General features: G+C 67.5%; 11 protein-coding genes. 7 read left to right on the forward strand and 4 right to left on the reverse strand.

The features are described 5' to 3' along the window. The first annotated feature begins 35 nt into the window (after nt 1–35). On the forward strand, nt 36–674 hold the full coding sequence (locus HV773_RS22600) for a Fur family transcriptional regulator (protein WP_175196761.1): 639 nt from the start codon (nt 36–38) through the stop codon (nt 672–674). Nucleotides 675–755: 81 nt separating this feature from the next. On the opposite strand, the gene HV773_RS22605 is transcribed toward HV773_RS22600, so the two are convergent. From HV773_RS22605 to HV773_RS22615, 3 genes are all read right to left on the reverse strand, one after another. Beyond that, a complete protein-coding gene (locus HV773_RS22605; protein WP_035533084.1) occupies nt 756–1,166 on the reverse strand; it encodes a response regulator in 411 nt (136 codons plus the stop codon). A 177-nt stretch (nt 1,167–1,343) separates the two neighbouring features. After that, nucleotides 1,344–2,864 carry a cryptochrome/photolyase family protein gene (locus tag HV773_RS22610; protein WP_175196816.1) on the reverse strand — a complete coding sequence of 507 codons (1,521 nt, stop codon included), beginning with the start codon at nt 2,862–2,864 and terminating at the stop codon, nt 1,344–1,346. Between the two features lie 62 nt (nt 2,865–2,926). Further along, on the reverse strand, nt 2,927–3,673 hold the full coding sequence (locus HV773_RS22615; RefSeq protein ID WP_175196762.1) for a TetR/AcrR family transcriptional regulator: 747 nt from the start codon (nt 3,671–3,673) through the stop codon (nt 2,927–2,929). A 138-nt stretch (nt 3,674–3,811) separates the two neighbouring features. Between HV773_RS22615 and HV773_RS22620 the strand changes: the two genes are divergently transcribed. After that, a complete protein-coding gene (locus HV773_RS22620; RefSeq protein ID WP_246282363.1) occupies nt 3,812–5,320 on the forward strand; it encodes an MDR family MFS transporter in 1,509 nt (502 codons plus the stop codon). A 173-nt stretch (nt 5,321–5,493) separates the two neighbouring features. After that, nucleotides 5,494–6,798: an MFS family transporter gene (locus HV773_RS22625; RefSeq protein ID WP_175196764.1), complete on the forward strand. Its 1,305-nt coding sequence runs from the start codon at nt 5,494–5,496 to the stop codon at nt 6,796–6,798. A gap of 15 nt (nt 6,799–6,813) precedes the next feature. Here HV773_RS22625 and HV773_RS22630 read toward each other — a convergent pair whose 3' ends face one another. Further along, nucleotides 6,814–8,298, reverse strand: a complete 1,485-nt coding sequence (locus HV773_RS22630; RefSeq protein ID WP_175196765.1) for an aminotransferase-like domain-containing protein — start codon at nt 8,296–8,298, stop codon at nt 6,814–6,816. A gap of 117 nt (nt 8,299–8,415) precedes the next feature. On the opposite strand from HV773_RS22630, the gene HV773_RS22635 reads away from it, so the two are divergent. The 4 genes from HV773_RS22635 (at nt 8,416) to kch (ending at nt 12,254) form a co-directional block, all read left to right on the forward strand. Beyond that, nucleotides 8,416–9,333, forward strand: a complete 918-nt coding sequence (locus HV773_RS22635) for a DMT family transporter (protein WP_175196766.1) — start codon at nt 8,416–8,418, stop codon at nt 9,331–9,333. Between the two features lie 140 nt (nt 9,334–9,473). Then, nucleotides 9,474–10,043 carry a GNAT family N-acetyltransferase gene (locus HV773_RS22640; RefSeq protein WP_175196767.1) on the forward strand — a complete coding sequence of 190 codons (570 nt, stop codon included), beginning with the start codon at nt 9,474–9,476 and terminating at the stop codon, nt 10,041–10,043. A gap of 116 nt (nt 10,044–10,159) precedes the next feature. Further along, nucleotides 10,160–11,023 carry a mechanosensitive ion channel family protein gene (locus HV773_RS22645; protein WP_175196768.1) on the forward strand — a complete coding sequence of 288 codons (864 nt, stop codon included), beginning with the start codon at nt 10,160–10,162 and terminating at the stop codon, nt 11,021–11,023. A gap of 46 nt (nt 11,024–11,069) precedes the next feature. Further along, complete coding sequence (gene kch / locus HV773_RS22650; RefSeq protein WP_175196769.1) at nt 11,070–12,254, forward strand: voltage-gated potassium channel protein; 1,185 nt, start codon at nt 11,070–11,072, stop codon at nt 12,252–12,254. Nucleotides 12,255–12,336 lie beyond the last annotated feature (82 nt).

Raw genomic sequence — 12,336 nt, forward strand, 5'->3', positions numbered from 1 at the left:
CGGCGCACGCGCGACGCGCCCCGTATAATCGCAGCATGAAGACAGCTAAACCGTCCCTCGGCGCCACGGCCTCACACGGCCACGCGCATGATCATCCGCACGATCACGATCGCGCTCACGAGGCGCTCGGTCAGGGTGCGGGCGGCGTAAACGGGGTTGCGGGCGGGATTGCGGGTATTGCAGGCGCATCGCTCGAAAGCGCGCTTGCGATGGCCGAGACCTACTGCCGCGAGCGCGGCGAGAAACTCACGCCGATCCGCCGCAAGGTGCTCGAACTGCTGCTCGCCTCGGGCCGCGCGACCAAAGCCTATTCGCTGCTCGACGAAATGCGCCAGATCCATCCTGGGTCGGCGCCGCCCACGGTTTATCGCGCACTCGACTTTCTGCTTTCGGCGGGACTCATTCACCGCATCGAGTCGATCAATGCGTTTGCCGTCTGCCACGACCTCACGCAGTGCCAGCACGGCATTCTCGTGGTCTGCCAGCAATGCGGCAACGTCACGGAGCTGCACGAGCCCAAGCTGCGCCAGGCGCTGGTCGCGCAGATAGAAGCCGCGGGCTACCGGCTCTCCGGTGACGGCATCGAGCTCAAGGGTGTCTGCGCGCAATGCCAGACCGCCGACGCGGCGCCTGCCGAAACGGCCGCCGAAGGCACGCAGGCCGCACAGCCCTGAGCCTGAAACAACACTGAGCGACTGAGCAGAGCAACGCCGAGCGGCGCGGGGCACAACCTCCCGGCACCGCAAAGACGCTTGTCAGGGCATCTGGCGCGCGTCGATCGCGTCGCTCAGCAGCGCCACCAGCGCCTCAGGCCGAGCCGGCTTGGTCATGAAATGCTGAAAGCCCTCGCCGATGCTGCGCAGACGCCAGCTTTCGTCGGTGTGGCCCGTGAGCGCCACCGCCACAACCGGGGCATGATCGCCGCGGATCTCGTGATCGCGCAGGCGCTGGATCAGGTAGAAGCCGTCCATCGCGGGCAGATCCAGATCGCAGACCACGGCGTCGGGCAGCAGGCTCAGCGCCGCTTCGATACCCGTTTCCGCGTCCTCCACCGCCACGACCCTGGCCCCTTCGGACTCCAGCAGCGAGGTCAGGGAGTCCCGGCTTTGCGGGTCGTCTTCGACCAGCACGATGGTCGTCTGGTCGAGCTTGTGTACTGCGTTCATTGTGTTTGCTTGAGTGCCGTTCTGTCTGTTTCGCTTGCCGCGCGGCGCAATGGGTGCAATGAGGCGCGCGGTTCGCAGCGGGCAACACACTACGGGCAACCTGCCCGATTGCCCAATTAGAGCAATCCCGATGCCGCGCGTTCAACCCCGTGCCGCGCACGATAGCCGCAGCAGGCGTCACGCCGATGACAACCGCGCCGGTTTGCCTTGCGCCTTGCCGGTTCTCGCGAACGCCTCGAGCGCCCGCTCGCGGGCCGCCTCATGCGCAACCAACGGATGCGGATAATCCACGCCAAGCCGCACGCCGGCCGCCTCCAGCTCTTGCGCGCTCGCCTTCCAGGGCTGATGGATCAGCCGGTCGGGCAACGACGCCAGCTCGGGCACCCATTTCCTGACGTACGCGCCGCTCGGGTCGAACTTCTGGCCCTGCAATACGGGGTTGAAGATGCGAAAGTAAGGCGCGGCGTCGATGCCCGAGCCGGCAACCCATTGCCAGTTGGCCGGATTGCTGGCCGGGTCGGCATCGACGAGGGTGTCCCAGAACCACTGCTCGCCTGCGCGCCAGTCCAGCAGCAGATGCTTGGTCGCGAACGAAGCGGCCACCATGCGCACGCGGTTGTGCATCCAGCCGGTGCGCCATAGCTCGCGCATGCCGGCGTCGATGAACGGATAGCCCGTCAGGCCGCGCTGCCACGCGCGCAGGCCGCGGGCATCGCGGCGCCAGGGCATGGCGTCGAATGCCGGACGCAGGTTGCGTCGTGCCAGATCGGGATAGTGGTAGCGCTGGTAGTAGCAGAACTCCCGCCATCCCAGCTCGCTGGCGAATTTTTCCGCGCTGGCCTCGCGGCGCCCGGGCGAGCCCGCCGCGCCATCGTATTGCCCGGCCCGCAGCGCCGCATACAGCTGGCGCGCAGAGAGCGCACCCACGCACAAATACGGCGACAGGCGGCTGGTTGCCGCGAGATCCGGCGCGTCGCGCTCGCTTGCGTAGGCCTCGAAATCGTCGGAGAAAAACGCGCGCAGACGTTCGAGCGCGGCCTCCTCGCCCGCCGGCCATGCTTCACGCAGGCCCCCGGCCCAGTCGGGCTTGCGCGGCGCAAGGCCGAGATCGTCGAGCGGGGATGCGAGCCGGGCAAGACCTGCCGGTAGCGATTGAAAATTCCACCGTCGCGGTGCACTGGCCGGCGGCGGCGGATCGCCGGCTCGGCGGCACGCACGCCACCAGGCCGAAAACACCTGGAAGGGTTCACCGGCCTGGTTGAGCACCGTCCACGGCTCGTAGAGCAGCGTTGCGTTAAAGCTCTCGACCGTCAGCCCGCGCTCGCGCAGCCCCGCCTTCAGGCGGGCATCGCCGTCGCGCTCCTCGCCGCCGTAGCGGCGGTTCCAATAGACGCCGGTCGCGCCGCTCGCCGCGATGCATGCCTCCAGCATCTCGCGCTCGGCGCCTTGCATCAGCAGGAGCCGGCCGCCGCGCTCGCGCAGCGCCGCGTCGAGCGCGGCAAGCGTTTCGTGCAGCCACCAGTGCGCCGCGGCCCCGGGCACGCGTTCGCCGGCCGCCTGAGGATCGTGAATATAGAGGCAGATCAGCGGCCGCCCCGTGGCGGCCGCATGGGCCAGCGCCGGCTGATCGGCGAGGCGCAGATCGTCGCGGAACCAGACGACGACGGGAGCGTGAGCGGACTGTGCGGAAGCCAGAATGGACCTCGATCAAACAAATGCGGCTACGCGGCGATGAGTTGCACCCGCGTGGGCCAGCCAGGCTAAGCAGGCCGTATGCCCTGCGTGATCAGCGCCACGGCGTGACGCGCGATCTCCTCCGCGCCGACGCGGCGCGGCACGAGGTCGTTGCGCCACACGTGCGCGGTGGCGAGCGGCAGCAGCGTGAGCCCCATCAGCGACTGGAACAGCAGCGACGGCTCCAGCGCCGCATTGAGCTTGCCTTCGCGCTGCCAGCGCTCGATGGCTTCGTGCGCCGCGCGCTGGTGCTCGTCGCCATAGCGCTCGTGCATGCGCTGACGCAGCAGACCGCCCTCGCTGATCACCTCGCGCACCCATAGCGGCGCAAACCACGGGTGCGTCTGCGCCACGTCCACGAAGCGCTGCGTGAGCGCCGTGAGCGCGGCGACGGGATCGCCGGGATTTTTTTCGAGCCAGCCGCCCATCGACGAGCGCAACGGCACGAAGCGCTCGTCGATAATCACGTCGATGAGCTGGTCCCGCGTCTTGAAATAATAGTGCACCATCGCGGGCGTGACGCCCGCCTCGCGCGCGATCGCGCCCAGCGACGTATCGACGATACCCTGACGCGCGAACAGCGCGAGCGCCACGGCAATCAGCCGCTCGCGCTGCTCGGCGCCGCCCCCGCCGCCGCTCGGGCGGCCCGGCCGGCGCGGCGCGGGCTTGCCGGCGAGGGGGCTTTCAGCAGGACTGGCAGCGGGCCTGTCGCCAATTGCAGCCGGGGATGGATGGGCATGCGGGGACGCGGCCCGCGATCCAGGCTCTTTCATCGGATTACACTCACGTGCTCAGTCTTTGACGACCGTTAAGAATTATCCTAATATTAATCTTCACGTTAATTAATTTCAAGATCGAAAGCTGACCTCGACACGTTCGAACGCAGCCACAGATTCCCAATGCCATCCCCCATGCAAGACACCGCACAAGATGTCGTCCAGTCCGCGACCGCGGAGCATCCGCCGATCCGGCTGCTGTTTCCCGCGCTGCTGCTCGTCATGCTGCTCGCCGCGCTCGACCAAACCATCGTGTCGACGGCGCTGCCCACCATCGTCGGCGAACTGGGCGGGCTCGACCGGCTCTCGTGGGTCGTGACCGCGTACCTGCTCACGTCCACCATCGTCGTGCCGCTCTACGGCAAGCTCGGCGACCTGTACGGCCGCAAGATCGTGCTGCAGGCGGCCATCGTCATTTTCCTCGCCGGCTCCGCCCTGTGCGGCGTGGCGCAGAACATGGAGCAGTTGATCGCGCTGCGCGCGCTCCAGGGCGTGGGCGGCGGCGGCCTCATGGTCGTGACGATGGCCGCCATCGGCGACGTCATTTCTCCCGCGCAGCGCGGCAAGTATCAGGGCCTGTTCGGCGGCGTGTTCGGCCTCGCCACAGTGGTCGGCCCGCTGCTCGGCGGCTTTCTCGTCGAACACCTCTCGTGGCGCTGGATCTTCTACATCAATCTGCCGCTGGGCGCGGTGGCGCTCGCCGTGATCGGCGCGGTGTTCAAGCCGCGCGTCGCGCACGTGAAGCATGTGATCGACTACATGGGCGCAGGCTGGCTCGCCGCCGCCCTCACCTGCCTGATCCTCTTTACGAGCGAAGGCGGCTCGCTGCTGCCGTGGACTTCGCCGCAACTGTGGCTCACGCTCGTGCTCGGCGTGGTGTCGGTGGCGGGTTTCATCCACGAGGAGAAGCATGCCGTCGAGCCCATCATGCCGCTCGAACTGTTTCGCGAGCGCACCTTCGTGCTCTCCAGCCTGATCGGCTTTATTGTGGGCGTCTCGCTGTTCGGCTCGGTCACCTTCCTGCCGCTCTATCTGCAGGTGGTGAAGGGCTCGACGCCTTCGGAAGCCGGCATGCAAATGTTGCCGATGATGGGCGGGGTGTTGACGATGTCGATCATCTCGGGCCGGATCATCAGCAAGATCGGCAAGTACCGGATCTTTCCGATTGTCGGCACCGCGTTCGTGGCCGCCGCGATGATGTTGCTCGCGCAACTACGCATCGACACGCCACTCGCGCGCATGTATCTCTACATGGGCCTGCTCGGCTGCGGGCTCGGCATGGTGATGCAGGTGCTGATTCTCGCCGTGCAGAACACCGTCGCGTTCAAGCACATGGGCGTGGCCACCTCGGGCGCGACGCTGTTTCGCTCGATTGGTGGCTCGGTGGGCGTGGCCGCGTTCGGCGCGGTGTTCTCGCACGGCCGGAGCATGCGCCTTGCTTCCCTGCTCGCGAGCGGCGTCGAGCTGCCCCAGCCGCTCACGCCCGAGGCGATCCATCATCTGCCGGACACCGTGCGCGCCCAGTATCTCGACGCCTTCGCGGGTGCGCTGCACACGGTCTATTTTTCGGCTGCGTGCGTGGTCGTGCTGGCGTTCGCGCTGGCCTGGCTGCTGCGCGACGTGCCGTTGCGCAAGCATCCTTGATGCGGCGCACGGTGCTTACGTTTTCTGGAAAAAATATTACGATTGGCTAAAATCCTGTAGCCGCACGCCTGACAGGGCGACGCGCGCAATGGCAACGATCGCACGCGACGCTCACTCAGCCGTCGTGCCCAAAGGGCAAAACCCCAAGCGCATTTACAGGAAAAGACCAACTCATGAACGTCAAGACCGAGCCAGCCGTGCACGACCCGCACGACACCAGGAGACGTGTGCTCGCCATTGTCGGCGCATCTTCGGGCAATCTCGTCGAGTGGTTCGACTTCTACATCTACTCGTTCTGCGCGCTGTATTTCGCGCCCGCCTTCTTCCCGAGCGGCAACACCACGACCCAGTTGCTGAACACCGCCGGCGTGTTCGCGGCGGGCTTCCTGATGCGCCCGATCGGCGGCTGGCTGTTCGGCCGCATCGCCGACCGGCACGGCCGCCGCGCCGCGATGATGATCTCGGTGCTGATGATGTGCGGCGGCTCGCTCGTGATCGCGGCGCTGCCCACTTACGCGCAGATCGGCGCATTCGCACCGCTGCTGCTGCTCGTCGCGCGCCTGTTCCAGGGGCTTTCGGTGGGCGGCGAATACGGCACCAGCGCGACCTACATGAGTGAGGTCGCGCTCAAGGGCCGGCGCGGCTTCTTCGCCTCGTTCCAGTACGTGACGCTGATCGGCGGGCAGCTCTGCGCGCTGCTCGTGCTGGTGATCCTGCAGCAGACGCTCTCGACCGCGGAACTCAAGGCGTGGGGCTGGCGCATTCCGTTCGTGGTCGGCGCGGCCGCCGCGCTGGTCTCGCTGTATCTGCGCAAGTCGCTCGACGAAACCTCCACGAACGAATCGCGCCACAAGAAAGACGCGGGCACGATTCGCGGCGTGTGGCAGCACAAGGGCGCGTTTCTCACCGTGGTGGGCTTCACCGCGGGCGGCTCGCTGATCTTCTACACGTTCACGACCTACATGCAGAAGTACCTCGTGAACACGGCCGGCATGCACGCGAAAACCGCCAGCAACGTGATGACCGCCGCGCTGTTCGTGTACATGCTGCTGCAGCCGGTGTTCGGTTCGCTCTCCGACAAGATCGGCCGCCGCATGTCGATGATCCTGTTCGGCATCCTTTCGGTGCTCGGCACGGTGCCGCTCATGCATGCGCTCAAGGACGTGTCGAACCCGTACGCGGCGTTCGGGCTCATCGTGATCGCGCTCGCGATCGTGAGCTTCTATACGTCGATCAGCGGCCTCATCAAGGCGGAGATGTTCCCGCCCGAAGTGCGCGCGATGGGCGTGGGCCTCTCGTACGCGGTGGCCAACGCGATCTTCGGCGGCTCGGCCGAGTATGTGGCGCTGTGGTTCAAGTCGGTCGGCAGCGAGTCGACGTTCTACTGGTACGTGACGGCGCTGTGCGCGATCTCGCTGATCGTGTCGTGGCGCATGCGCGACCCGAGCAAGGAAGGGTATCTGCGCCACGAGCCTTGATCGGTTCATGCAAGCTCAAGCGGGCTCGGTCTTCGTCTCCGTGGCCCGCTCCATTGCACGCTGCAGCGTTTCGTAGACCTTCGGCCGATTGCACTGCGAAACGTTGAAGCGCAAGAACCCGCCCGCGCTGCGCGACACGCTGAAGACGTTGCCCGGCGCGAGCACCACGCCGTGCGCGAGCGCCTCGCGCGCGACCCGCGCGGCGTCGAGCCCGCCGGGCAATTGCGCCCATATCAGCATGCCCGCCTGCGGGCGCGTCCACGCCGTGACGCCCACCGCCGCCAGCCGCCGCAGCGTCTCGCCCATCGCGTCGGCGAGCTTCGCGCGCAAGCCGTCCAGATAGCGCCGGTACGTGCCGTCCACCAGCAGCCGCTGCACGAGATCCGCGGCCAGCTCCCCATTGCCGAACGACACCGACAGCTTCAGGTCGACGAGCGGCTCGATCCAGTCCGCGCGCGCCGCGATATAGCCGCAGCGCGCCGCCGCCGTCATCGTCTTCGAAAAGCTGCCGATGGCCACCACGCGCCCGAGTCCGTCGAACGCGGCGAGACGCGGCGCGGGATCGGTTTCGAAGTCGGCGAAGATGTCGTCCTCGACGATCAGCAGGTCGTGCTCCTCGGCGAGCTTAAGCAGCCGATGCGCAACAGCGGGCGCGAGCGTCGCGCCGGTGGGGTTGTGGATCGCCGAGTTAGTCACGTAAAGGCGCGGACGATGCTCGGCCAGCACGCGCTCGAACGCCGCGAGATCGGGGCCCGAGGGCGTGTACGGCACGCTCACGACCTTCACGCGATGCACGCGCAGCAGCGCCTGGAAGTTGAAATAGCACGGGTCGTCGACGACCACGGTGTCGCCGGGTTCGAGCAGGAAGCGGCACAGCAGGTCGAGCGCCTGGCTGCCGCCGTCGGTGAGCACGATCTGCTCGGGCGCGGCCTCCACGCCGTGTTGCGCGAGCCGCCACGCGAGTTGCTGGCGCAGCGCCGGCAAGCCGAGCGGCGACGCATAGTCGGTGAGCTGGGCGTGCGGGTCGCGTGCGATCGCGCGCAGCGCGCGCCGCACCGCCTCCTGCGGTAGCCACGATGCGGGCAGCCAGCCGCAGCCCGGCCGCAGCGCGCGCGCATCGGTTTCGAGTGACTGGCGTGTAAGCCATAGCGGGTCGATCTCGCGGTCGAGGCGCGGGCCCGCCGCGCCGACCGAGGCCAAGGGCCCGCGCGCCGCGAATGCGCCAGGCGCACCCCAAGCCCCGAGCGCGCCCGGCAGCGCGTGCGCCGCCACGAAAAAGCCGGAGCCGCGCCGCGCAATCAGCGTGCCCTCGGCCACCAGCCGCTCGTACGCCTCCACCACCGTCGATTTCGACACGCCGAGCTGCTCGCTCGTCATGCGGATCGACGGCACGCGCGCCCCCGCCGCCAGCGCGCGCGAGGCGATGCGCTCGCGCAATGCCTGCATCACCTGCTCGACGCGGGTGAGCGCCAGGTTTCCTGTCTGCCGGGTGTCTTCCATCTGTACTGCTCCGTGTTCAATACAGTTTGTCCGTATTGTACTGATCCTTGGCTTACCGGTTTGCTGCCGCGCGCGCATGATGCATCGACTGACATCGCTCCCTTTCGACCACGACTCATGCGCAAACCTCTCGACTCCACCACCGACGGCTGGCTCTGCGGCCTCGCGGGCGTGCTGATCTTCAGCGGCTCGCTGCCCGCCACGCGGCTGGCCGTGCTCGGCCTCGATCCGCTCTTTCTCACCGGCGCGCGCGCCACGCTCGCGGGCGCGCTCGGCGCGCTGCTGCTGCTCGTCCTGCGCGCGCCCCGGCCCGAGCGGCACGAGGTCTGGCCGCTCGTGATCGTGGCGCTCGGCGTGGTGGTGGGGTTTCCGCTGCTCACCGCGCTTGCGCTGCGCCATGTGAGCTCGGCGCATGCGATCGTGTTCGTCGGCCTGTTGCCGCTCGCCACCGCGATCTTCGGCGTGCTGCGCGCCGGCGAGCGTCCGCAGCCCGCGTTCTGGGTCTTCTCGGCGATCGGCAGCGGCGCCGTGGTTGCATTCGCGCTGCGTCACGGCGTGGACGCCTCGCCCATCGGCGACGCGCTGATGCTGGCCGCCATCGTCGCCTGCGGGCTGGGCTATGCGGAAGGCGCGCGGCTCTCGCGGCGTCTCGGCGGCTGGCAGGTGATCTGCTGGGCGCTCGTGATCTCGCTGCCGGTGATGGCGCCGCTCGCGTGGGCGTTCCTGCCCGCTTCGTTCGCGGCGGTGGGCGCGGCTTCGTGGTGGGGGCTCGCCTATGTGTCGCTCTTCAGCATGCTGATCGGCTTTGTGTTCTGGTATCGCGGCCTCGCGCTCGGCGGCATTGCGGGCGTGGGCCAGCTGCAATTGCTGCAGCCGTTCTTCGGTTTCGTGCTTGCCGCACTGCTGCTGCACGAGGCAGTGCCGCCCGCGATGATCGCCGTGACCGTCGTGGTGATCGGCTGCGTGGCCGGGGCGCGCCGCTTCGGGCGTGGCGCTGCGGCGTCGACCCGTGCGCCGCAGGCGCAGCGCGGGTGACGTTGCCGCCGGGCTTCGCGATTTTTGACGCGCTTCATTTCGAAGTCGGCCCGAGGCATAGTGAACAGCGTTGCCGCGCTGTTCAACAGGCCTGTTGCACCTATGTGCCCGCGCGGCGCACACGAACCCGCGCCCGCCCCATGAATGCTTCCCGGAACACCCCTCACATCGACGCGCCCATGCTGCGCGACGCCACGCCCGCCGACTTTCCCGCCATCGCGGCGATCTACGCGCATCACGTGCTGCACGGCGCGGCCTCGTTCGAAGAGCACCCGCCCTCGCAGGACGAACTGCTGCGCCGCCACGCCGCCGTGCGTGAGCAAGGCTTGCCGTGGCTCGTTGCCGAAATCGACGGCCGGGTGGCCGGCTACTGCTACGCCACACCCTATCGTCCCCGCGCGGCGTACCGCTACACCGTCGAAGATTCGATCTATATCGACGAAGCCTTTCGCGGACGTGGTCTCGGCCGCACGCTCCTCGAAGCGCTGATCGCGCGCTGCGAGGCCGGCCCGTGGCGGCAGATGATCGCCGTGGTCGCCGACCCGAAAGGCGGCTCGCTCGCGCTGCACGAGAGCCTCGGCTTCGAGCTCGTGGGCACGCTGCGCGCTGTCGGCTTCAAGCACGGCGCGTGGCGCGACACGACGCTCATGCAGCGCGCGCTAGGCGACGGCGCACGCACCTTGCCGCACCGTTCAGCGCACGCCAGCTAGCGCACGAATTGCGCACCAGGCGGCTCGCGACCGCGTGCGCCTTTACAATACGTCCTCTATACAGACAGGCAGACCGGCCGCGCGCCGGTCCGGCAGACTTCGAGGACTTCGCGCTTATGGCATCCCTGTTCAATCACATTCAACCGTCCAACTGGAATTTCCTGTGGGACGCGCTCACCGGCTTCGCGCTGCGGCTTTGCGCGGCCATTGCGATTCTCTGGATCGGCTGGTGGATTGCGCGGCGCGTCGGTAACTGGTTCTCGCGCCAGGAAAGCATCGACGCCACGCTGCGCCCCATCGTGCGCGATTCGTCGCTGTGGGGCGTGCGCCTCATCGCGATCGTCGGCGCGCTCTCGCAGGTCGGCGTGCAGACCGCGAGCATCGTGGCCGTGCTCGGCGCCGCGGGTCTCGCCATCGGCCTCGCGCTGCAAGGCACGCTGCAGAACATCGCTGCCGGCATCATGTTGCTGCTGCTGCGCCCCTTCAAGGTGGGCGACTATATCGACGGCGGCAGCGGCGCGAGCGTCGCCGGCACCGTGGAAGAAGTGAATCTCTTCACGACGCGCCTCACGAAGCCCGACGGCATTTGCGAATACGTGCCCAACAGCGGCCTGTGGAGCAATTCGATCCGCAATTACAGCCGCAATCCCACGCGCCGCCTCGACCTCGAAGTGGAAATCTCCGTAAGCGACGATGTGAACCGCGCCCTCGAGGTGCTGCGCAAGCTGGCCACCGCCGAGCCGCACGTGCTGGAATCGCCGGCTCCGCAAGTGATGGTGAGCCGCTTCGACGATAGCACCGCCGTGCTGAATATCCGCGTCTGGTCCACCATCGACACGTTCTGGGACATGCGCTGGAGCCTCGCGCGCAAGGTGCGCCAGGCGCTCACCGACGCACAGTGCGCACTGCCGCTGCGCACGCGCGAGCTGCATATCGTGCAGGCGCCATCGACGCAATCGGCCGCGCAGGGCAGCGCATGATCCGCACGACGTGGAATCACCGAGCCGCCGAATCCACCAAGCCCGCATGAAAGCCTTCGCACGCCGCCTGCGCACGTTCGCCACCCAGCTCGTGCCGCACGGGTATCTCGCGCTGCTGCTCGTCATCGACGGGCTGATGCTGCTGCGCCCCGTCGCCGAAAACGCGCTGCGCCAGTCGCGCGGCTCATGGTACGAGGACTGGATCACGCTCATCAATGCGTTCGGCGTGCTCGCGCTGCCGCAGGCCGTGATCGCGGCGGGCCTCACGACCATGGCGATCGGCATCGCGCTGCGCGCCCGCGTGGCGTGGGTGATTTCGCTGTTGCTGCTCGCGGCGGCGGCGGGCATCAGCCGGTGGGGCGACTATCGCAGCGGCGTGATGTTCGCCTTCACGCTCGCGCTGGCCGTCGCACTGCTCGTTTACTGGCGGCGCTTCGACCGCTCGAGCTTCGCCGCCAGCACATTGTTCGCGGTCCTGAGCATTGGCTCGTTGCTCATCTACGCGATGTTCGGCGCGCTCTATCTCGGCGACCAGTTCGCGCCGCCCATCCGCACCATGGTGACGGCGTTCTACTTCTCGATCGTGTCGATGTCGACCGTGGGCTACGGCGATATCGTGCCGCACTCGGACACCGCGCGGCTCTTCACGGCCTCGATCATCGTGCTCGGCATCACCGTGTTCGCCACGTCGATCAGCGCCGTGCTCGGGCCGGTGATTGGCGGCAAGCTCAAACGCATTGTGACCGGAGGCATCTCCAACGTGACCCGCAAAAACCATTATTTGATCGTCGGCGCTTCGCCGCTCGCGCACAGCGTGTACGCGGGCCTGAAGAAGCGCGGCTACGCCGTCACGGTGATCGTGTCGCCGGGCACGCAGCACAACTATCCGCCCGAAGCCGATCTCGTGGAAGGCGATGCGAGCGACACGGCCACGCTGCATCATGCGGGCGCGGAAACCGCGCTCTCGGTGCTCGCGCTGCGCATGGACGACGCCGAGAACGCCTTCGTGATCCTCGCGATCAAGGAGCTCGCGCCGAAGGTGCGCACCGTGGCGCTCGTGAACGACAGCCGCAACCTGCAGCGCCTGCGCCTGCTGCAGCCCGACATGGTGTTCTCGCCGCAGTTGCTCGCGGGCGAGTTGCTCGCGCGCACGCTCAACAACGAGACCATCGACAACACGCTCGTCGAGCATCTGCTGTTCGGCAAGGCGCAGGCGGGCGAGACGTCGTGATGCGACGGAGTGACGAGAGAAAATCGACTTAAACGATCCCTCTCAAATTTCGGAACTCTAACTCCCTTTATGATCTGCCGGT

Source organism: Paraburkholderia caffeinitolerans (assembly GCF_902859945.1).
Taxonomy (GTDB): Bacteria; Pseudomonadota; Gammaproteobacteria; order Burkholderiales; family Burkholderiaceae; genus Paraburkholderia; species Paraburkholderia caffeinitolerans.